This is a genomic window from Chloroflexota bacterium, from assembly GCA_020850535.1.
Taxonomy (GTDB): Bacteria; Chloroflexota; UBA6077; order UBA6077; family JACCZL01; genus JADZEM01.
The window spans coordinates 19793-42126 of record JADZEM010000190.1 but is presented as its reverse complement, the minus strand read 5'-3'; the positions used below and the strand labels follow the sequence as shown (position 1 = coordinate 42126).

Annotated in this window: 15 protein-coding genes; 7 read left to right on the top strand and 8 right to left on the bottom strand. The window is 68.6% G+C overall.

What is annotated here, in order from left to right; genetic code table 11:
* Positions 1-185: 185 nt before the first annotated feature.
* Both IT306_27510 and IT306_27505 read left to right on the top strand, forming a co-directional pair.
* Positions 186-2162 (top strand): TetM/TetW/TetO/TetS family tetracycline resistance ribosomal protection protein, encoded by a 1977-nt coding sequence (locus tag IT306_27510; GenBank protein MCC7372193.1) that lies wholly within the window; start codon positions 186-188, stop codon positions 2160-2162.
* A 431-nt stretch (positions 2163-2593) separates the two neighbouring features.
* Positions 2594-4366, top strand: coding sequence for a threonine--tRNA ligase (locus IT306_27505; GenBank protein MCC7372192.1), 1773 nt, complete (start codon positions 2594-2596; stop codon positions 4364-4366).
* 446 nt (positions 4367-4812) lie between these two features.
* Here the strand turns inward: IT306_27505 and IT306_27500 are convergent, their stop codons facing one another.
* A complete protein-coding gene (locus IT306_27500; GenBank protein MCC7372191.1) occupies positions 4813-5721 on the bottom strand; it encodes a GNAT family N-acetyltransferase in 909 nt (302 codons plus the stop codon).
* A 142-nt stretch (positions 5722-5863) separates the two neighbouring features.
* The gene (locus IT306_27495) at positions 5864-6391 is read right to left on the bottom strand and encodes a hypothetical protein (GenBank protein ID MCC7372190.1); all 528 of its coding nucleotides are present in this window, start codon (positions 6389-6391) and stop codon (positions 5864-5866) included.
* 315 nt (positions 6392-6706) lie between these two features.
* Between IT306_27495 and IT306_27490 the strand changes: the two genes are divergently transcribed.
* On the top strand, positions 6707-7141 hold the full coding sequence (locus IT306_27490) for a TIGR03668 family PPOX class F420-dependent oxidoreductase (protein ID MCC7372189.1): 435 nt from the start codon (positions 6707-6709) through the stop codon (positions 7139-7141).
* A gap of 50 nt (positions 7142-7191) precedes the next feature.
* Here IT306_27490 and IT306_27485 read toward each other — a convergent pair whose 3' ends face one another.
* From IT306_27485 to IT306_27460, 6 genes are all read right to left on the bottom strand, one after another.
* Positions 7192-8151: an ABC transporter permease gene (locus tag IT306_27485; protein ID MCC7372188.1), complete on the bottom strand. Its 960-nt coding sequence runs from the start codon at positions 8149-8151 to the stop codon at positions 7192-7194.
* Between the two features lie 47 nt (positions 8152-8198).
* On the bottom strand, positions 8199-9149 hold the full coding sequence (locus IT306_27480) for an ABC transporter permease (GenBank protein ID MCC7372187.1): 951 nt from the start codon (positions 9147-9149) through the stop codon (positions 8199-8201).
* Between the two features lie 341 nt (positions 9150-9490).
* Positions 9491-11287, bottom strand: coding sequence for an ABC transporter substrate-binding protein (locus tag IT306_27475; protein MCC7372186.1), 1797 nt, complete (start codon positions 11285-11287; stop codon positions 9491-9493).
* Between the two features lie 227 nt (positions 11288-11514).
* Positions 11515-13281: an ABC transporter substrate-binding protein gene (locus IT306_27470; GenBank protein MCC7372185.1), complete on the bottom strand. Its 1767-nt coding sequence runs from the start codon at positions 13279-13281 to the stop codon at positions 11515-11517.
* A gap of 203 nt (positions 13282-13484) precedes the next feature.
* Complete coding sequence (locus IT306_27465) at positions 13485-15737, bottom strand: ATP-binding protein (GenBank protein MCC7372184.1); 2253 nt, start codon at positions 15735-15737, stop codon at positions 13485-13487.
* A 20-nt stretch (positions 15738-15757) separates the two neighbouring features.
* Positions 15758-16573, bottom strand: a complete 816-nt coding sequence (locus IT306_27460; GenBank protein ID MCC7372183.1) for a response regulator transcription factor — start codon at positions 16571-16573, stop codon at positions 15758-15760.
* Between the two features lie 156 nt (positions 16574-16729).
* On the opposite strand from IT306_27460, the gene IT306_27455 reads away from it, so the two are divergent.
* The 4 genes from IT306_27455 to IT306_27440 all read left to right on the top strand — a co-directional run bounded on the left by IT306_27455 (position 16730) and on the right by IT306_27440 (position 22181).
* A complete protein-coding gene (locus tag IT306_27455; protein MCC7372182.1) occupies positions 16730-18727 on the top strand; it encodes a B12-binding domain-containing radical SAM protein in 1998 nt (665 codons plus the stop codon).
* A 124-nt stretch (positions 18728-18851) separates the two neighbouring features.
* Entirely contained in the window at positions 18852-19646 is a 795-nt protein-coding gene (locus IT306_27450) for an alpha/beta hydrolase (GenBank protein ID MCC7372181.1), read from the top strand.
* A gap of 388 nt (positions 19647-20034) precedes the next feature.
* Positions 20035-21516: a phage portal protein gene (locus tag IT306_27445; protein ID MCC7372180.1), complete on the top strand. Its 1482-nt coding sequence runs from the start codon at positions 20035-20037 to the stop codon at positions 21514-21516.
* A complete protein-coding gene (locus tag IT306_27440; GenBank protein MCC7372179.1) occupies positions 21513-22181 on the top strand; it encodes a hypothetical protein in 669 nt (222 codons plus the stop codon). Before IT306_27445 ends, IT306_27440 begins: the two co-directional genes overlap by 4 nt.
* Positions 22182-22334: the final 153 nt, after the last annotated feature.

Sequence of the window (22334 nt, the reverse complement as noted above, 5' to 3'; positions counted from 1 at the left end):
ACCGATGTTCGGATGCGCGTTCCGCATGGTTTTGCGTAGCGTACGGAACAGGCGGTGAGCCGATGCGGCCCCCGTGTTGCTATATTCACGACATCTGCTTGAGACAAAGGAGAGCGACATGCGCCGAGCGTACATGTTCATCCACACCGGATTCTTCGCCGATGCAGTAGAGGACATGACGCTTCATGCACACGCTCAACCTCGGTATTCTGGCGCATGTAGACGCCGGTAAGACGAGCCTGACCGAGCGGCTGCTCTACGCCGCCGGGGTCATCGACGCGATCGGCAGCGTGGATGATGGCAGCACTCAGACCGATACCCTGGCGCTCGAACGGCAGCGTGGGATCACCATCAAATCCGCGGTGGTGTCGTTCGAGGTGAATGACATCACGGTCAACCTGATCGATACGCCCGGCCACCCGGATTTCATCGCCGAGGTGGAACGGGTGCTGAGCGTGCTGGACGGCGCGGTGCTGGTCGTGTCTGCCGTGGAACGCGTGCAGGCACAGACGCGCGTGCTGATGCGGGCGCTTCAGCGGCTCCGGATTCCAACCCTGCTCTTCGTGAACAAGATCGACCGGCCGGGCGCGGACGCTGCACGTGTCCTGGACGATATCGCCCAGAAGCTGACGCCCGCGATCGTCCCGATGGGCACGGTGTGTGGGCCTGGGACGCACGATCCGAGGTTCGAGCCATCCGGCGCCACTGACGTGGCGTTCGCCAGTCGGTTGGCTGAGCTTCTGGCCGATCGTGACGAGCGCCTGCTGGCAGCCTACCTCGACGGCGACGCGCTGATTCCTTACGGGCGGCTGCGGCATGCACTGGCGGAGCAGACCAGCCGGGCCGAGGTCTATCCCGTCTTCTTCGGGTCAGCCATCACCGGGGCGGGCATAGATGCACTCGTCGCGGCGCTCACCGAGCTGCTGCCGTCCACCGACGGCGATGCTGACGGCCCGCTGTCTGGCACGGTGTTCAAGATTGAGCGCGGACCGGCCGGGGAGAAGATCGCCTATGTCCGGCTGTTCTCCGGCAGGATCCAGACCCGAGATCGGCTCCTGGTTCGGTCAGGTCAGGAGCGCAAAGTCACCGCCATTCACGTCGTCGAGCGGGGTGCGGCGGCCCGGCGGCGGGTGGTCACGGCCGGGCAGATCGGCAAGCTGTGGGGACTCGGGGACGTCCAGATCGGCGATGTGCTGGGAACGGCCCGCGCAACCTCGGACGGACGCCATTTTGCTCCGCCGAGTCTGGAAGCGGCCGTCGTACCGCACCGAGCGTCCGACCGGAGCAGGCTGTACCGGGCGTTGACCCAGTTGGCTGAGCAGGATCCCCTCATCAACCTTCGGCAAGATGCGACCCGGCAAGGTCTCTACGTCTCACTGTACGGGGAGGTGCAGAAGGAGGTGATTCAGGCCACCCTGGCCAATGAATTCGGCGTGGAGGTGGAGTTCCAGGCGTCGACCACCATGTACATCGAGCGGCCGTCGGGCGTCGGCGCAGCAGTGGAGATCCTTGGCAGGGCTCCGAATCCGTTCTGTGCCACCGTCGGGCTCCGCATTGAGCCCGCTGCTCCGGGTTCGGGCGTGACGTTCAGGTTGGAGGCTGAGCTTGGGACGATCCCGATCTTCGTCTACAAGGCTGTCGATGAATTCCGACAGGCGATGGCTGCAACGATTCACACAGCGTTGCAGCAGGGGCTGTACGGCTGGCGGGTCACGGACTGCACCGTCACCATGACGGATGCCGGCTATATCTCGCCGATCAGCACGGCTGCTGACTTCCGCAAGCTGACACCGCTGGTGCTGATGAGCGCTCTGGAGCAGGCCGGCTCGGTCGTGTGCGAACCTCTTCACCATTTCCGCCTGGAGATTCCGGCAGATACGTTCGGTGCGGTGATGGCGATCCTGGCACGGCAACAGGCGGCGCCTCACACGCAGGCGCTGCGAGCAGCGGCGTACCTGCTGGAAGGTGAGATTCCGGCAGATCGGGTCCATGACCTTCAGCGACAGCTCCCGGGGCTCACGCGCGGCGAGGGTGTGCTGGAGTCCGCCTTTGAACGGTATGAGCCGATCGGCAGCGCGAGTGCAGTCCCCACCCGGCCACGGACGGACGACAATCCTCAGAACCGAGATGAGTACCTGCTGCACGTGCGGCGACGGGTCTAGCGCTGGATCGCTGGTGAGCGCGAGATCAGGGGGGGCTGTTGACGGGGGGCCAGGCTCTCCCTATCATTGAGGAACACGTCGCGTTGCGTTGCCAGCGCGGCTCGCTGACAGCACCCATACGATGGCGATGACCGGGACGAGTACCCGGGGCATCTCACCCCCAGAGAGCGAGGGTCACCGGCTGGAAGCCCTCGCGCGTGAGGCCCGGCGAACACCACCCGCGAGCTGGCCACGGAACGCAGTCCGCGCATCCCTGGTGTGCACGGCCTGTCAGTACGCTGGCACGGTGGCCCCGTTACCGGCCTAAGAAGCCCTGCTGGCGTCGTGCGGAGCGCGCGCCACGCGGCAGGGGAACCCCGGGTGGAACCACGAACGGCCCGCTCGTCCCGAGGACGGCAGGGCCGTTATTCGTTCCCGGAGAGGGGTATCCCATGTCTGACGAGGGCCAGAGCAAGCCGCAGTCTCCACTCGACATTTTGCGGCACAGCACCGCGCACGTCATGGCCAAGGCTGTACAACGTCTGTACCCTGGCGCGATGCTCGCGATTGGGCCGCCGATCGAGGACGGCTTCTACTACGACATCGACGTGCCGGCGAAGCAGCTTTCGACGGAGGATTTCGCGGCCATCGAGGCGGAGATGGGGAAGATCATCGCCGCCGACGAGCCGTTCGTCCGCCGCGAGGTCTCACGTGAGGCGGCGCTGGCCGAGAACCAGGTGCGCGGCGAGAAGTACAAGATCGAGATCCTCGAAGGGCTGCCAGCGGGCGAGGTCACCTCGTTCTACGACACGGGTTCGGACTGGACCGACCTCTGCCGTGGCCCGCACGTCCCGAGCACCAGCCACATCAAGGCGTTCAAGCTGCTCTCGGTGGCGGGCGCGTACTGGCGCGGCGACGAGAAGCGGCCGATGCTCCAGCGCATCTACGGCACCTCGTGGGAGTCGGCCCAGGATCTGGACGACTACCTGAACCGGCTGGAGGAGGCCCGCCGCCGCGACCACCGGCGGCTGGGGCGGGAGCTGGGGCTGTTCACCTTCTCCGACCTCGTCGGGCCGGGCCTGCCGCTCTGGCTGCCGAAGGGCGCGACGATCCGCCGGGAGCTTGAACGGTACGTCACCGATCTGGAGCTGCAGCGCGGCTACCAGCACGTGGTGACGCCCGACGTGGCGAAGGTCGATATGTACAAGACCTCGGGCCACTGGGCGCACTACAAGGACTCGATGTTCCCGGTGATGGAGTACGGCGAGGAGGAGATGGTCCTCCGGCCGATGAACTGTCCGCACCACATCCAGATCTACAAGCACGAGCAGCGCAGCTACCGCGAGCTGCCGCTCCGGCTGGCCGAGTTCGGGACGATGTGGCGGTACGAGAAGTCTGGCGAGCTGAGCGGCCTGAGCCGGGTCCGCCGGATGGATCTGAACGACGCCCACATCTTCTGCACGCCCGAGCAGATCCAGAACGAGATCGTCGGGGTGGTTCAGCTCATCGAGCACATCTACGACGTGCTGGGCATCAAGGACCACTGGTACCGGCTCTCGCTGTGGGATCCGAACGACAAGGAGAAGTACGTCGACAACCCGGAGATGTGGGCGCGCGGCGAGCGGTACCTCAAGGATGCGATGGAGAGCCTGGGACTGGAGTACGTCGAGGCGCCGGGCGAGGCCGCGTTCTACGGGCCGAAGATCGACATTCAGCTGCGCGACCCGCTGGGCCACAGTGAGACGATCTCCACCATCCAGGTCGACTTCCACCTGCCGAACCAGTTCCAACTGGAGTACGTGGGCGAGGACGGCCAGTTCCACCGCCCGGTGATGGTGCACCGGGGGGTCATCGGCACGCTGGTGCGGATGATCGCGTACCTGATCGAAAAGTACGGCGGGTCGTTCCCGCTCTGGCTGGCGCCGGTTCAGGTGCTGGCGATCCCGATTGCGGATCGGCACATCGAGTACGCGGAGCAGGTCAAGGGTGAGCTGATGAAGATCGGCATGCGGGCCGAGGTGGACACGCGCCGCGAGCGGATGCAGAACAAGATTCGGCAGGCCGAGCAGCAGCGCGTGCCGTACATTCTGGTCATGGGCGACCGTGACGTGCAGGGTGGGACGGTCTCGGTGCGGGAGCGCGGCGCTGGCGATCTCGGCGCGATGGAGCGGGCAGCGTTCGTGGAGCGGGTCCGGACGGAGCGCGACGAGCGGGTCGTGAAATAGGAGCGGGAGCGGGGCGGTTGATCGTGATGCGCCCGAGATGTCGCGGGCGCGCACGGTCGGCCGGGCGGTGGTAGGCTTCTGGTGGCCCGAGCAGTTGAGACCCGAATGACCTTCCGACGGTCCTCGTAGCGCGTGTCGGTCGACCGGCCTACCCCTGGTCATCGAGCGTGCTACCCAGGCATCGCGGACGTCGTGCGGGCAGGCTGCTCGGGCTTTTTCCTGTTTCAGATCTCCTACTTCGCCAGGCTGGATGTGAGGGGTTTGTCATCCCGACCCCATTCGGCAAGCGCAGGTCAAGCTACGCGAGGAACGAGCGAAGCGGAGGATCTTCGTCGCAGGGGTGTACAAGAAAAGATCCCTCGACTGCGCTCGCACGCTCGCTCCGCTCGGGATGACAGAGAGGACATCGCCTTTCGCGTGGTGGAATACTACGCTGATCGGCGTGTCTATCCCAGCTCCGGGCCGGCTGACGTGTAGACGCGCGCGAGATCGATGGCCGGGGGCGGCGCGCCGCGTGTCATCCTGATGAACGGCCGCACCAGCGTGAGATCGAGACGCTCGGATAGCTGGACGGCAGCGGCGTTGGGTGTGATGGCGTCCATGACGAGCTCGGCGGGGGGCGTGGCGGCGGCAAGCGACGCGCGGATCAACGCTTCGGCGGTCTCAGGGGCGTCGGCGGCGAGCGGCCCGAGGTGCCACGCGCGAGCGCCGGGGCGGCTCAGGGCGTAGCCCTGGATGGCTTCTTCAAGCTCGGCCACGAAGCAGGTTGCCGGGTGGCCGCCCACGAGCGCGCCGAGCACGTGCGCGCGGTCCACGCCGAACCGGCCTGCGTCGTAGGCTGCGAGCACTGGGAGATCAGCCACCTGGAGCGGGCGAACAACGGCGCTCCGTGAGCGGATGACCTCGGGGTCGGCTGTGCCGTGTGCAGCGTCAAGGCTTGCCGCTCCGGCGAGCGTCGGGAACGGGCCGCGCCAGCGTGCCAGCTCGAACTGCTCGGCGAAACCGAGGCGTTGGTAGAGCGGCTGGCCGGCCGGCGTGGAGTCCAGCGCGACGGTTTCGACGCCGAGGCGATCCAGGTAGGCCAGGGCGTGCGTGAGCAGCGCCTTGCCGATGCCCTGTCCACGGTGGGCCTCGTCCACCAGGACCATGCCGACCCAGGCGATGCGCTGTCCGTAGGTGGTGACGCTCGTGGTGCCGAGCACCTGCCCGTCACGCTCCGCGACCCAGCAGCCTTCTGGCTCCCAGGCCAGGAGCCGCTGCCAGTCGGCAGCGGTCTGGTTCCAGCCAGCCTGCGCGCGGAGTCGCTGGCCGGCCGGGATGTCGGCCGTTGTCAGGGCGCGGATTCGCACGACCATCCATCCTCCGAGCGCAGCGTAACAGCCGGCGGATTATGGCGTGGTGGGACGCCGGGGTGGCAGCGGAAACGGTCGCTCGCGGGGTACGCGAGCGACCGTCGAAGCGTCTGCCGCGCGGGCTGCGGGATGGAGTGTGCGGGGCTCAGCGGCCGGGACGGGTGTGGTAGTCGTGACCGTGGTGGCGCTGGAGCAGCTCGCGGACCTCTGACTCGCGGCCGGTGGCGTCGCGGACGATGACGACGGCTGCGCCGTGACTGACGCGCTCGTGATAGTAGCTGGCCTCGGCGTGGTGCAGTCCGTGATCGATCAGGTAGCCGATCAGACCGCCGGTCGCTGCGCCGATGCCGGCCCCGCCAAGCGCCCCGACGAGTGCCCCGGCCGCGACCAGCGCCCCCAGGCCGGGCACGGCGACGGTTGAGGCGGCCAGGAGCCAGCCGGCGACCCCCCCGAGCAGGCCGCCGGCGAGGATGCCGGAGGTCTCGTCGACGCGGGTGGCGCGCCGCTCAGTCGGGGCGCGCGTGACGGCTGTCGACTCGGGCGTTTCGAGTACGGCGACGTCGATCTGGGTTGGCGAGAGGCCTTCCTCTCGGAGCGCCATCAGGGCGTGCTCGGCATCGACACGGTCGTCAAACACGCCGACGACGATGCTCTTGCCGTGGGTGCGTTGCATGGTTCCTGCCTCCGATCCGGTCTCCCGATCGTGCAGCCATCGTCGCCGCGGGTATGCGGACGGCGGGTGGCGTTCAGGCCTTCTGCAAGAACTATGCGCTCCGTCGCGGGGCAGGGCAATGGTCACCTGTCATGCGGAAGCCATGACGAAGCGCCGCACACTACGATAGGAGGCGGTCCGCACCGTGTGGGGCGTGTGGCAGCGCTGACGTCACGTCTTCTGTGACGGTTGCGCCTCTGACCACGAGGGTGCTCTGTGCATCATCAACTGACCGTGGTGGACACGAGTCACGCACGAGGGGGACGTGAAGACATGATCTCCGAGGCGCAGGCGGCGTTTCTCGAACGGCAGCGCGCCGGCCGGTTCGCGACCGTCGATCCGAACGGCCAGCCGCACGCGGTGCCGATCTGCTACGCCCTGCTGGACGGCGTCATCTACACGCCGATTGACGAGAAGCCGAAGTCGGGCGATCCTCGCGACCTGCGGCGCGTCCGGAACATCCTCGCCAACCCGCGCGTCTGCCTGGTCGTCGATCACTACGAGGATGAGGACTGGACGCGGTTAGCCTGGCTCCAGGTGCGGGGCGTGGCGGGCCTGGTGGAGGATGCCGACGAGCGCACGCGCGCACTGGCGGCGCTGCGGGTGCGCTACCGGCAGTACCGGGCTATGGCGCTGGAAGAGCTGCCGCTGCTGCGAATCGCCCCGACGCGGCTGGTGGGCTGGAGCTGGAACGGGGGGCCTGGGTCGTAGATCGTGGGTCGCGGGGGCAAAACTCCACGACCCACGGCTCACGATCCAGACTACGTTTCGCGGCGCAGGCGCGGGTCCAGGATGTCGCGGATGCCGTCGCCGAGGGTGTTCAGGCCGAAGACGGTCACCATCAGCGCCGCGCCCGGCGCGACCATCGTCCAGGGGGCCTGAGCCAGGAAGTTGCGGGCGTCGCCAAGCATCTGGCCCCAGGACGGGATGTCCGGCGGGGTGCCGACGCCCAGGAAGCTGAGGCCCGCTTCGCCGAGCACGGCGTCTGCGAAGACGAAGGTGGACTGCACGATCATCGGCGAGAGGCAGTTCGGGAGGATGTGCCGCAGCATGATGCGGGCATTGCCGATCCCGAGGGCGTGCGCCGCCTCGATGTACTGCAGCTCGCGGATCGTCAGCACGACGCTCCGCACCACGCGGGCGAAGCGCGGCGTGTAGACGATGCTGAGCGCCAGGATCACGTTGCCGACGCTCGGGCCGCGCACGGACATGATGGCCAGGGCCAGGATGACGCCCGGAAACGCCATCATGCTGTCCATCAGGCGCATCAGCGGGCTGTCAAGCTTCTTGAAGAAGCCAGCCAGCAAGCCGATGAACGTGCCGGCCAGGACGGTGGCCAGGGAGACGCCGAGACCCACCAGCAGCGAGACCTGGCTGCCTTTGATGACGCGGCTGTAGATGTCCCGTCCGAGGTTGTCGGTGCCGAGGATGTAGGCGCCAGTGGCCGGCGCTGCTGCCTGGGCCATCGGGGCCTGGAAGCGGGCCTGCGGCGTGGCGAGCGTCGGATCGTGGTTCATGAGCAGGCCGAACTGCGCGAGGACGGCCACGACCGCCACGACGATCAGGATGCCGGCGCCGATCACCCCGCTCCGATGGCGCAGGAACCGGGTGAGGAAGGTCTGCTTGCGGCGAACCCGCCCGGCGGTGGTGACGGGCGTCTCCGTGGGCGAAGGCGGCTCCGTTGCCACGCCAGCCTGGGATGATGTCTGTGCTTGCGCCATCGGTTACGCCCTGCTCTCTGTCTGCGTTGCATCCATCACGATCCGCCTCACGCCCTGGTCTGCCGCAGGCGCGGATCGAGCACGCCGTAGAGGATGTCGACCAGCAGGTTGATCATGACGTACATGAGCGCGATGATCAGCACGATCCCCTGCACGAGCGGATAGTCCCGTCGGCCAATGGCCTGGATCAGCAGCCGCCCGACGCCCGGGATGTTGAAGACCTGCTCGGTGATGACGGCGCCGCCCATCAGGACGGCGAAGCTCAGGCCGATGACGGTGACGAGGGGGATCATGGCGTTGCGGAGGGCGTGCTTGATGACGACGGCCGGCTTGTTGAGGCCCTTGGCGCGGGCGGTCCGCACGTAATCCTCGCCGAGGGTCTCCAGCATCATCGAACGGGTCATGCGGGCGAGCAGCGCCCCCTGGGCCAGCCCCAGCGTGACGGCCGGCATGATCAGGTAGCGGATCGTCTCCTGCGGACCCTGATCCAGCCCCTGGTAGCCCGCCAGCGGCAGCCAGCGCAGCGAGACAGCGAAGACGTAGATCAGGTTGAGGCCGAGCCAGAAGGTCGGCATGGAGACGCCGACGATGGCGACGAGCATCACGAGGGTATCGACGGCGCGGCCCCGGCCGAGCGCGGCGATGATCCCCGTTGGCAGGCCGATGAGCAGGGCCACCAACAGGGCCAGCGTCGTCAGCAACAGGGTTGGCTCGGCGCGGTCCATGATGGCGCGGGCCACGGGCTGATTCAGGAACAGGGAGTTCCCGAGATCACCCTGGAAGAGCTTGCCGTACCAGCGCAGCATCTGGACGTAGAACGGATCGTCCAGGCCGAGCCGGCCGCGTAGCTCAGCGATGCGCTCGGGCGTGGCGTCTGGGCCGAGGATCACGCCGGCAGGGTCGCCGGGGGTGAGATACAGCAGGGTGAAGACCGCCGCTGTGACGACGAGCATGACGGGGACGGCAGAGAGGATGCGCCGAATCACATATCGGAACACGGACGCCTACCCAAGGGGGATCCGGGGGAGCGCAGTGTACGGCAGATTGCCCAAACTGCGCCGCCGGGGCAGGAAATTCGGCGACGATGCCGAGGTTGGGGGAGTATACCGCGCCCCCCGCGGCACAGACGCGGTGTCTGTGCCCAGGGGTGCGCGGCGAAGTTCGTGCACGGAGCACAAGCATGAAGTAGCCCTCACCCCCCCAGCCCCCTCCGCTGCGCGGCGCGAACATCGGCCACGCCGACGTCCCTGTGCGCGGGAGAGGGGAGCAAGACGCCGCCTGCATGCGTCTCCCCTCTCCCCTTGGGGGAGAGGGGATGGGGGTGAGGGGTAGTCGACGGCTACTCGATCCAGGCGTTCCAGAAGTACGGGTCGGAGGGATTGATGGTGCCCTTGACCTTGCTGGAGCGCGCGCGGAGCACGAAGTACTCGCCGTACTTGACGCCGGGGACGTCTTCGTAGAAGAGCTTCTGCAACTGCTTGATCTGGTCCATCTGCCTGGCGGTGTCGGTCTCGGCCATGATCTTGGCCGCGAGCTCGTTCTTGGCGGGGAGGGTCCACCAGCCCGGCCAGATGTCGCCCATGAAGGGCTGCAGGACCGGGTGGGCGTACGACTCGTGGGCCGTCACGAAGATGTCGTACTCCTTGGAGTCCGAGCGCCGCTTGACCAGGGTGGCCCAGTCCATCACCTGGAGATCGACCTTGAAGCCGACCGCCTCCAGCTGTTGCTTGAAGACGACGCCAGCGTTGTAGTTGTAGAAGTACTCCTTGGTGGACATCCAACGGATCGGCGTGCCGTCGTAGTTGGCTTCCTTGAGGAGGGCTTTGGCCTTCTCGGCGTCGGCCTTGTTGAAGAGCTCTTTGCCCTCGTCCGTGAACCAGGGAGTCTCGGGGGCGGCGATGCCGGGATCGATGCGATAGAACTCCGGCACGCCGAACGCGGCGGCGGCGATGGGCTCGATCTTGATGGCCGCGAGGACGGCCTGTCGCAGCTTCACGTTGGTGAAGAGGCCTTCCTTCTTGTTCATGTGGGCGACGGCCCAGTAGTACGGCTTGCCGATGTCGGCCTCGACGTTCGGGACGCCCTTGACGCGGGCGTAGCTGTCGGGAGCGAGCGAGTCGCCGTAGTGGTACTCGCCGGTGCCGACGCCGTCCGCGCGGACGGACTCTTCGGGGACGGGGATGTACTGGATCTCGTCGATGTAGGCGACCTTCTTGCCGGCCGGGCCGTCGGCGGGATCCTCACGGGCGACGTACTTGTCGAACCGCTGCATGCGGACCATCCGGTCTGGCAGGTGCTCGACGAACTTGTACGGCCCGGTGCCGATGGGCGCGGTGTTCTTCTCCTTCCCGTACTTCGCGACGTCTTCGGCGGGCATGACGGCCGCCGCGATGCGCGAGAGGAAGACCGGCAGGATGCCCGCGCGCGGCTCCTTGAAGCTCAATTCGACGGTGTACTTGTCGGGGACGGTCATGGTGTCGAGCGAGGAGAAGACCAGCTTGCCAGACGCCTGGATGTCGGCGTAGCGCTTGAGCGAGGCTTCGACGTCGGCGGAGGTCAGCTCCTTGTCGTTGTGGAAGAGCACGCCCTTCCGCAGCGTCATGGTGACCTTCTTGCCGTCGCTGCTCGGCTCGTACTTCTCAAGCAGGTCCATCTTGGGGCCGTTCTTCGAGTCGCGGGTGAACAGCCCCTCGAAGACGTGCCAGCCGAAGTTGGCCGTGACGGTCGCGGTGGTGAAGACGGGGTCGAGGGCCGGCGGCTCGCCGATGACGGCCCACTTGAGGGTGCCACCCTTCTTCGGCTCGCCGGCTGGCTTGGCGGCGGCGGCTGCCGGCTTCGCAGCCTCGGCGGGCTTGGCGGCCTCGGCGGGCTTCGCTTCGGTCTTCGGGGCGGCCGTTGGGGCAGCGGCTGCCGGGGCGGCTGGGGCGGTCGTGGCGGCTGGCGCGGCCGGCTTGGTCTCGGCCGGCTTGCTCTCGGCAGGCTTGGCCGCCGGCGCTTGCTGGCCGCAGGCGGCGGCTAACGGCGCAACGGCGCCCACCGCCATCAGCGCAGTGAGCCCCTTGAGGAGCGAACGGCGCGATGTCACCCGACGCACAGCGTGCGGGGTGGCCTCGCTGAAGCCAGAGGACGACTCCATGACGGACCTCCTTCGTGTCGACCTTCCCAGCGCCGGCAACCGACAGCCGGCCCCGAGATGTGGCGGCGAGTATATCAGCGCGTTTCCGCTGCGTACAGCCCTGAATTGCACAAGATGTACGGGCCAGCTTGCTGCATCGTTTCATCATGCTGAACAACAAGACAGGCCCCCGGAATGATTCCGGGGGCCTGTCGCGGTTCGAGAACGTTTGGTGAGCGCTCCTACGGTCAGCTCAGCCAGGCGTTCCACATGAATGGATCTGGCGGATTGATGGTGCCCTGCAGTTTGGTGGAGCGGGCGCGCAGGCCGAAGTACTCGCCGTACTTGTGGCAGGGGACGTCCTGGTAGACCAGTTCCTGGAGCTTGACGATCAGCTCCTGCTGCTTCTTCGGATCGGTCTCCGTCATGACCCTGGCGGCGACTTCGTTCTTCTCCGGCAGGGCCCACCAGCCCGGCCAGCCTTCGCCGAAGATGTTCTGCAAGATCGGGTGGGTGTAGGAGCTGGTGCCGGTGATGAAGACGTCGTACTCCTTCGGATCGGAGCGGCGCTTGATCAGGGTGGCCCAGTCCATCACCTGGAGATCGACCTTGAAGCCGACGGCCTCAAGCTGCTGCTTGTAGACCACGGCCGCGTTGTAGTTGTAGAAGTACTCTTTCGTGGAGAGCCAGCGGATCGGCGTGCCGTCGTAGCCAGCTTCCTTGATGAGCGCCTTCGCCTTTTCCAGATCGGGCTTGTTCCAGACGTCCTTGCCGACGTCCGAGAACCAGGGCGTCTCCGGCGCGGCCATGCTCGGATCGATGCGGTAGAACTCGGGGATGCCGAAGGCGGCGGCGGCGACTGGCTCGACCGAGACGGCCCACTGGAGCGCCTGGCGCAGCTTGACGTTGGAGAAGACGCCTTCCTTCTTGTTGAAGAAGGCGGCAGCCCAGTAGTACGGCTTGCCGATGTCGGCCTCGACGTTCGGGACGCCCTTGAGGCGGGCGTAGCTGTCGGGGGCCAGCGAATCGCCGTAGTGGTACTCGCCGGTGCCGACGCCGTCCGCGCGGACGGACTCCTCGGGCACGGGGATGAACTGGATCTCGTCGAGGTAGGCGACCTTCTTGCCCGACGGGCCGTCGGCCTTCTCGTCACGGGCGGCGTACTTGTCGAACCGGCCGATCTTCACATGGCGATCCGGCTGGTGCTCGACGAACTTGTACGGGCCGGTGCCGATGAACTCGGTCGCCTTGTCCTTGCCGGCCTTCTGGGCGATCTCGGCGGGCATGATGAGGGCTTCGGGCCGCGAGAGGAAGATCGGGAGGATCGTCGCGCGGGGTTCCTTGAAGCTCATGGTGACGGTGTACTTGTCCGGCGCGTCGATGGACTCCATCACGGCGAAGATGCCCTTGCCGCGCGCCGTGATCTCGCCGTACCGCTTGAGCGAGGCGACGGCATCCGCCGAGGTCATCTCCTTGTCGTTGTGGAAAGGGACGCCCTTCCGCAACGTCATGGTGACCTTCTTGCCGTCGGTGCTGCCCTCATACTTCTCAAGCAGGTCCATCTTGGGCGCCTGGGCCGCGTTCACGGTGAACAGGCCTTCCCAGATGTGCCAGCCGATGTTGGCCGTCACGGTGGCGGTGGTGAACTGCACGTCGAGGGCTGGCGGCTCGCCGATGATGGCCCACTTGAGGGTGCCGCCCTTCTTCGGCTCGCCGGCGGCCGGCTTGGCCGGCGCAGCAGCGGCGGTCGGCTTGGACTCGGCTGGCTTGGCCTCCGTCTTGGGCGCTGCCGTGGGCGCAGCCGCGGCCGGGGCGGCTGGAGCCGTCGTGGCGGCGGGAGCGGCTGGCTTGGTCTCGGCGGGCTTGGCCGGAGCGGCTGGCTGGCCGCAGGCTGCCGCCAATGGGGCCACCGCGCCGACAGCCATCAGCGCCGTCAGTCCCTTCAGCAGCGAGCGGCGGGACGTGACGCGCCGCGCTGCACGCGACGTGTCCGGGAATCCACCACCGGAATCCATATCGCACCTCCTCAGGTGTGGGAAAGGGGGGTGAGGTGGCTGAGCGCCGGCAAGATACATCCGGCACCCCAGCCTGGCCTGCCGGCCAGTATATCGAGAACGTCGGGACGATGCGTCGTCGGGTGTGCTCAGGATCGGGCAGTTGTCAGGAAGCATGCTCGCCGGCATGGCGGCGTAACCTGCTTGCCAGGACCGGAGGACGATCAGTCGGCTGCGGTGGGTGCTGACGGAGTGGCCGGCATCCGGATGGTGACGCGCGCGCCCTGGCCGGGGCCACTCTCGACGGTCAGGGAGCCGCCGAGGACGGTGACCAGGGTGCTGTGCAGCAGCAGCCCCTGGCCGCTGCCGGCCGTGGCGGCGAGATTGGGTGCGGCGAGGGGCGGACCATCCGGCGCGACGCCGACGCCGTCATCCTGGATCCGGATCAGGAGGTCTGGCGGCGCATGCTGGACGGCGATCCAGACGTGCAGCGGTCGGGCGACCGCTCCGGCGCGTCCGTGGCGGACGGCGTTCCGGATCGCCTCGCGGACGGCCCCGAACACGACCTCGGCGGTGAGCGGGGGCAGGGTGGCGAGGGCGGCCTCGCCGGCGGGGTCAAGCTGCCACTCGACGCCGTCGAGCGCCGCGCCGTGGTCGGCGACCAGTCGGCGCAGCGCTCCGAGCAGGCCGCCTCGCGTCGCATCAAGGGCGAGGACCGGCGGCAGCTCGGCCAGGAGCGCGGCGATGCGCCGGTGGGCGTCCACCAGGAGGGCGGCCGGGGACTCGACGGCGTCTGGCGTTGGTGCGCTGGCCGGCTGGGCGCTCAGCGTCAGCAGGGCGGTGTGCAGCAGTGGCAGCACGTCGTCGTGGAGGGCGCGGCGGACGCGGACGTCCTGGAGATAGTCGTCGGCGAGGCGGGTGCGCTGCACGAGGAGCAGGCGGCGGGCAAGCTCGCGGGCGGCGCGAGCGTCTAGCAGTCGCTCGCCGGCCGCGCGGGCGATCTCCAGCTCTTCCTGGGTGTAGAGGCTGCCGTCTTGCTTCTCGCCGAGCAGGAGCAGGCCGACAAGGCCGCGCTCGCTCCAGAGGGCGACGGCCCAGGCTGCGCCGTTGTGCTGGGCTGGATCGATCGGCAGGCAGAGCGGCCGGCCGACGGCGATCTGGGCAGCCAGCTTCGCGAGCAGGCGTGCGTCTGGAGGGGGTGCGGATGGTGGGGCGCTGATCGGGCCGCCGGCCAGCTCGGCCTGGGGGCCAAGCGGGACGAGGTAGCCGACGCGCGCGCCGAGGAGATCGTTGCAGAGGGCGACGAATGGATCGGGGCGCGCGGCCTCTCGCGCCGCCCGTTCTCTCATCCCAGCTCTCTCGTTCGTCGCCGGCGGAGACCTCACCTCTGCCTGCTCCCAGGGGGAGCGGGGGCCGGATGCGGGGGCCACGAGGTCTGCGAGCAGGTGCTCGCTGGCGACGAACGGCCGGAGCTGCTCCAGGCTGCGCTCACGTTCCACGAACGACCGCCAGCTCAGGAGGGCGTAGAACACGGCCACGACCACGAGCGCCAGGGTGAGCCGGTACGACTGGTCGAGCGGCAGGCCGAGGCTGACCGCCATCACGCCGCCGAAGCCGCCCGCCAGGATCAGGGCGCTGCGCCAGTAGCGAGCCAGTCCACGCCGGGGCAGCACCTTGCCGGTGAACACTTCGTAGGAGACGATGGCCTGTCCCATGAGCGCGACGTGCGCGGCCAGCAGCAGCCCGCCGAGGAGGTCCACCAGCAGCGGGGTGAGCAGGGGGACGCCGGCCACGCCGATCCCCACGACCACGCTCAGGGCGAACGCCACCAGCGAGGTCATGGTGAGCCAGGGGCGCGCGCGGCGGGCGGCAAGCTCGCCCATGAAACGGTCTCGGCTGAGGGGGCGGTAGAGCGCGCGCAAGCCGTACAGGATGCAGAGTCCGCTGAACGTCAGGTAGGCGGCCAGGGCGATATACCCATCGCCGGGCGCGGACGGGACGGACAGCCCGCCGATGGGCAGGGCGGTGGCAAGGCTGGCGTCCGCCGGCCGCGCGGTCACCAGTTGCAGGAGGGTCCAGAGGCCGAGCAGGGACAGACCAGCGACGCTGAGGCGGTCGCGATCTCGGTGGAGGCGGCCAGCGTACCAGGAGAGCACGACCGACCAGAGGTAGGCCGCCCCCGCGAACGGCAGCCAGCTCAGACGCCACCAGAGGTCTGGCGGTACAGCGGCGACGGGGTCTGCCAGGAGGGATTCGCCGGGAAGCGTGGCCTGGGCGGCGGCGCGGAGGATGGAGCAGACGCCGCCGAGCAGGAGGCCGCCGCCGGCCAGCCAGGCGCCGGGCGGGCGGCGCTCGGCGTTGAGGAGGACGGTCAGGCCGAGCCAGAGGAGCACCAGGACGTTGAAGAACGCCAGGGCGCGGGCGGCCCAGCTGAGGCCGGCCAGCAGCGGATCTGCCTGCGGGATGCCGGAAAGCATGGGGAGATGGTAGCGGTCAGCTACTCACGAGGTTGCCACTCGCCACGCTCGTCCAGCGCGTAGGTCTGGCCGGCGTCGTCCCAGCGCAGCAGCCGGCCAGCCTGCATGATGATGATGGCGCGGGCGCGGGCGATCTTCTCGTCGGTGGTGCTCTCGGCGAGGCCCCAGGCGGCGTAGATCTGGCCGTTGGTGCGGCTGATGGTGCGCTTGTCGCGGAAGCCGAGGCGCGCGGCGATCTGCTCGTTGCTGAGGCCCTGCGCCAGCAGCCGGGCGACCGTCTGCTCGTTTGGCTCCAGCAACGCGAGGGGGTCGCCGGCATCTTTGCGCTGGACCTCTTCGACGCGGGTCGCGATCTCGGGGTCCACGAAGCCGAGGCCGGCGACGGCGTCGTGCAGCAGGGGCAGGAGCATCTCGGGCAGCAGGTAGTTGGACTTGCGGATGTAGGCGTAGTGGGTGAGGATGCCCGCCCGCCGGAACGCCCGGAAGTAGGCGTCGTCATCCTGGATCGAGTAGAAGATGACGGGCAGGCGCGGCAGCTCGCGGCGCAGGGCCATGGCGGCGGCGATGCCGTCGGTCGGGCCGGCCAACTGCACGTCCATCAGCACGGCGTCTGGGCGGGTCTCCAGCCCGAGATCGAGGGCGTCCTCGCCGCTGGCAGTCTGGCCGACGACGGTGATGGCGCCCGTGGCCGCGAGGCCGGCTGCCAGGGCTGGCCGCAGGCGGGCGTTGTCCTCGACGAGCAGCAGCCTCAGCACCGTGCTTCTCCCACCTTTGCCCAATGATGCATGACAGCTTGGGCTGCTCTCTTCCCCCGAAACCTGACACCCAGAACCCATCACTCTCGAACAGGATACGCCGTCAAGCACTCAGGTGCGTGGAGATCGGCCCTCAGAACGTCGAGGCAGGAGGATGCGCCTGCGTAGGCTGGGATGAGGGAGGCCGGCAGGGCAAGACACTCAGCCGCCCCCAGATCTCGCCAGGAGCGTAACCGGGTGCGCGTGAAGATGATCCTACCCGCGCTGACCGAGGCCAGGAGCCCGTTCTTCCGGCCGATCAAGTACTCGCTGTTCCCGCCGCTGGGGCTGGCGCAGCTTGCGGCGTACTTTGGCCCAGACGACGAGATCAGGTTGCAGGATGAGCACGTCGAGACGCTCGACCTGGACGACTCGCCAGACCTTGTGGTGATCCAGGTGTACATCACCTCGGCGTACCGCTCGTATCAACTGGCGGATCACTACCGGGCGCGCGGGGCGTACGTCTGCCTGGGAGGGTTGCACGTCACGTCGCTGCCCGACGAGGCGGCCGCTCACGCCGACACGATCTTCCTCGGCCCGGGCGAGGACACCTGGCCGCAGTTCCTGGCCGACTATCGGGCAGGGCGGCCGGGGCCACGGTACCAGTCTACGGTGCGGACGCTGATCGGCGCGCCGCCGTTTCGCCGCGACCTGATCAAGCGACATCTCTATCTGGTGCCGAACTCGATTGTGGTCTCCAGAGGGTGCCCGCACGCCTGCGACTTCTGCTACAAGGAGGCCTTCTTCGAGGGGGGCACGTCGTTCTACACGCTGGCCGTGGACGACGCCCTGGCGGAGATCGACCGGCTGCCGGGCAAGCACCTGTACTTCCTGGACGATCATCTCTTCGGCCATCCTCGGTTTGCAGCCGCCCTGTTCGAGGGCATGAAGGGGATGGGCAGGCTGTGGCAGGCGGCCGGGACCGTCAAGTCGGTGTTGCAGCCAGACCTGCTGGAGAAGGCTGTCGCGTGTGGGCTGCGGAGCCTGTTCGTCGGGTTTGAGACGCTCAGCCCGGCCAACCTCCAGGAGCACCATAAGTATCAGAACCTGGATCGCGACTACTCGGCGGCGATCCGGCGGCTGCACGACCTGGGGGTGATGGTCAACGGCAGCTTCGTGTTCGGGATGGACGGCGACGACCCGTCGGTGTTCGAGCGGACGGTTGACTGGGCCATCGGGCAGGGCATCGAGACGGCGACCTTCCACATCCTGACGCCGTACCCCGGCACGGGCCTGCACAGGCGGATGCAGGCCGAGGGACGGATCACCTCCGAGAACTGGGACCGGTACGACACGCGCCACGTGGTGTACCGGCCGGCCCGCCTGACGCCTGAGGAGCTGGAGGCGGGGTACTGGCGGGCCTACCGCGACTTCTACCGTTGGGGCTCGATCTTCCGGGGGGCGGCCACGAAGGATCGCTGGCTGGACCGGGCGCGGCACGTAGCGTACGCGGGCGGCTGGAAGAAGTTGGAGCCGATGTGGGACGCGATCATCCGCGCGAAACGGGCGACAGGGATGCTGCCAGTGCTGGAATCGGTGCTGAGCGGGTTCGGGCAGTACCGGGCGGGCCGCGAGACGCCGGTGCATTTCCCCTCACCCCCGACCCCTCTCCCTCAAGGGGAGAGGGGAGTTGCGACAGGGACGCCGCCTCCGACCCCTCTCCCTCAAGGAGAGAGGGGAGTTGCGACAGGGATGCCGCCTGGGCCGCCGCCAGGGACGCCGCCCCCGACCCCTCTCCCTCAGGGGGAGAGGGGGGTTGCGACCGTCCGTTCCGTGCCTCCCGCGCGCAGGTCAGGTGGCCCGACCGGGTTGGGGAGTGAGGGGGCCTCTGAACATCTGCCACTGGAACTGACGGTTGCTGCTGCGCCGGCTGGCGAGGGCCGGCCGACGTTCGTGCCGCTGGCGCTGGCGATCGACCTGGGGATGACGGACCCGGTCGGGACGATCAAAACGCGGAGCGTGCTGCTGGGGACGTCAGGCATGGTGCAGCCGCGCATCTCGCCGACAGCGCCGGCGCGTGCTGCCAGCAAGCCGGTGGCCGGGCGCGGAAGGCGGCTGATTCGCGGCCCGTGGACGGCCCCGACGATCCCGCCGATGGACGCGCCGGCGGCTCGAAAGCCAGCGGCCCGAGGGTCTGCGACGCCACCGCCGCCGGGGCGCCCGAAGCTGACGCTGCTGCCGGGTCTGCCGGACTGAGCGACGGTGTGGCTCGTGCGATCTGCGATTGTCCTGATGGTCGGAGCGCTCAGCTTGACAGCCGGCCGGCCGTCAGCCACAGTGTCCCGCGCCGGCCGGGGTGACGGCCAGCGGGAGGGGACCGATGCAGACGATCTCGCGGGACGGCGTGCGGCTGGCGTACACGGAGCAGGGGCAGGGCCACCCGCCGCTGGTGTTCGTGCATGGGTGGTCGTGCGATCACCGCTACTTCGCGCGGCAGGTCGAGGCGTTCAGTCCGCGGCATCGGACGGTGTCCGTAGACCTGCGTGGGCACGGGGTCAGCGATGCGCCGCACCAGGACTACACGATGGCCGGCTTCGCGGATGACGTGGTCTGGCTGTGCGGGCAACTGCGCGTCGAGAAGCCGATCATCGTCGGGCACAGTATGGGCGCGGTGGTGGCGCTGGAGATCGCCGCGCACTACCCGGACGTGCCGGCCGGCATCATCATGGTGGACGGCGGCACGCGGACCATCGCCACGCCGGCCGGCACCGATCCGACAGCCGCCCTGGCCCAGGTGATGCGCGACGACCCCGATCCCGCGCCGATCCGCGAGGCCATCGACGGCATGTTCCTCCCCGCGAGCGACCTGGAGCTGCGGGCCTGGATCACCGAGGCGATGCTCTCCCGACCGCGACACGTCATGGCCTCAGCCTGGGAGCAGCTGCGGCTGGTCAACGGGGTCGAGTCCGCGAAAGCGTGCAAGGTGCCGGTCATGCACATCCAGGCGGCGAAGCCGAAGCCGGAGCTCGCGCGGTTCCAGGAGCTGTGCCCGCAGGCGATGCTCGGGCAGACGGTCGGCGCGGGTCACTTCAACATGCTGGAAGTGCCGGAGCAGGTCAACGCGATGATCGCGCGGTTCCTGGCGCTGCTGCCGAAGGCAGAACGGCGCCGTTGATACATAACCGCCTGGAGCCAGAAGCGTTCTCGGTGAAACTCTGCGACTCGCAATTGTCATCCTTCGCTGCGCTCAGGATGACATGGAAACTTGCAATGATGCACTGAAACCGCATCGCCCATTTGCCAGTTCCTTTCCACGATCCACGATCCACGATCCACGATCCACGATCCACGATCCACGATCCACGATCCACGATCCACGATCCACGATCCACGACCCACGACCCACGACCCAGCCCCATGGCGGGCCGTGGTGTGGCCGCCGATCCCACCCGCGAGTAGCCTGAGATAGAGAACATACGTTCTATATCTTGATGGTCGAGCGCGCATTCTGCCCCCTTCTCGGCAGCTGAGCTGCGCGCCGACCGGTCTGCGGGGTGGGTGGCGTGGTGATCCAGCTCCAGGCGGGGGTGACCCCGGCCGGCGATGCGGTGGACCGGCTGCGGTCGGTGGCCGGCGCGCGGCTGCGGCGATATCGCCAGTATCAGGAGTTCTACGAGGGCCGGCACTTCGAGCGGGCGCGCAACGGCCGCTCGAATCTGGTGCTCAACTACGCGCGCGTGGTGGTGGACAAGGGGATCGCGTACCTGCTCGGGCGGGGCGTCGGGTTCTCGGTGCTGCCGGCCCACGAGGCGAGCGCGCGCGAGCGGCGGCGGGCCGAGGCGGCCGAGCAGCTGCTGTACGACGTCGGCTGGCAGAACGACGTCGAGGGCGTCGATCTCCAGGTGGCGCAGAATGCGGCGGTCCTGGGCGATGGCGTCTACAAGGTCGTCTGGGAGCCGGCGACGGAGCGTGTCCGCATCCTGAGCGTGGACCCTCGGACGTTCTTCGCGACGTGGGCCGGCGACGATCCGGCCACGCTGCGGCGCGTCGAGGTGGCGTACAGCCTGGCTGCGGAAGACCTTGCGCTTGGCGGGTACGGCCTGACGGCGAGCGAGGCCGAGGGGCTGTGCGGCTCCGATGGCGTGGCCGAGGTGGTGGAGCGCTGGACGCCGGCCGAGCTGCAGGTGACGGTCGGCCGGACCGTCACGCGGCAGGGGCCGAACCCGTACGGCGCGATCCCGTTCGTGCATGTGCCGAACCTGCCGCTGGCGAACGAGTCGTGGGGCCAGTCCGACCTGGTGGACGTCATCCCGATCAACCGGGAGATCGATGAGCGGGTCTCGGACCAGGCGGATGTGATCCGCTTCCATGCTGACCCGCCCATCGTCTTTCGCGGGGTGACGGATCACGCGGATCTGGCGGTCGGGCCGGGGACGGTCTGGGACATCCCGTCCGACGCCGACGTCAAGCTGCTGGAGTGGCAGGGGCAGGCCGTCGCCGTTGGCGAGCACATCGAGCGGCTGTACCGGACGCTCTACGAGGTGACGGAGACGCCGCGAGCCGCCTTCGGGGACAGCGGTCGGCTGCTCTCCGGGGTGGCGCTGGAGACGGAGCTGCGGCCCATCGTGCAGCGGACGCTGCGGAAGCGGGCGTGGTGGACGCGGGCGCTTCGGCAGCGCACGCGGCTGGTGCTGCGGCTGGCGCGACAGTTCGGGGTGGGCCGGCTGGGCGTGTCCGCGCCGGCGAGCGTGCCCGTGAGCGGGCGGCTGGATGGCCCGCAGCGGGGCGCGGACGACGACCGCGTGCGGGTACTCTGGCCGCCGATGCTCCCGAAGGACGACGTGGCCGAGGTGCAGAACCAGGTCCGGCTGGTGGCAGCCGGGCTACGCAGCCACCGCACGGCGATGGACGACCTGGGGACGGAGAGCCCTGAGGAAGAGCTGGCGCGTGTCCAGGCCGACCGCGCAGCCCTGGGCGAACGATCCGACCTCAGCCCCCGACCTTCTCTCCGGCGCGGAGAGGGGGCGAGAGGAGACGCGCCATGACGACCCGCGCGGACATCCGCACGAGGGTACGCGATGAGCTGAACGACACCGGCGCGACGAAGCTGTGGTCGGACGGGCTGCTCGATCGGTGGATCGGGGAGGGGATTCGCGAGTGGTCGCGGGTGGCTCCGCGTGACCGTACCTGGCAGACCATCTCGGCGGCGAACGATCCGACCTACCTCCTGCCGAACGACGTGCTGGAGATCGTGCGGGTAGAGCATCCGGCCGGCCTGTTCCGCGCGCGGGGCGGCCTGCGCGACGGCGACATCTCACCGTCGGCGGACCTGGGGATGCTGGGTGGGTGGACGGGCCTGAAGCCGGCCCAACTGACCTGGGAGCAGTGGGCCGGCGATCTGGTGCTGATCCCGGCCCCTGGCGCGACCGGAGAGACCATCGAGGTCCGCTACAAGGGCGCGTACACCGTGCCAGCCGACGACGTGTCGGCGCTCGATCTGCTGGCTGAAGACGAGGATGCCCTGGTGTCCTACGTTTGCGCGCGGGCGCTCGGGTGGGTGGCGACCGACGAGGCGAAGCGGCAGCGCTTCGAGCGGCAGCGGGGCGCGGATCCGGTCAGCGCGCGGCTGCACTACCAGGGGGCGTTCGAGCAGCGGGCGCGGCGACGGCGTGGCGGGGTCAGGCCGCGCCGGCTGGTGGCCCGCGAGTGATGTGCCCGGGCGTGGGTCTTGGGTCGTGGATCGTGGGTCATGGGGGGCGAGACTTGGGTGTTCGGCTGTGGGGCGCGGGTGACGGGGACGAGAACGAGGTGATTGAGGCGCGTGACGCCCCTCGGCCTGCCAGCCGTGAGGAAGAGGTGTGTG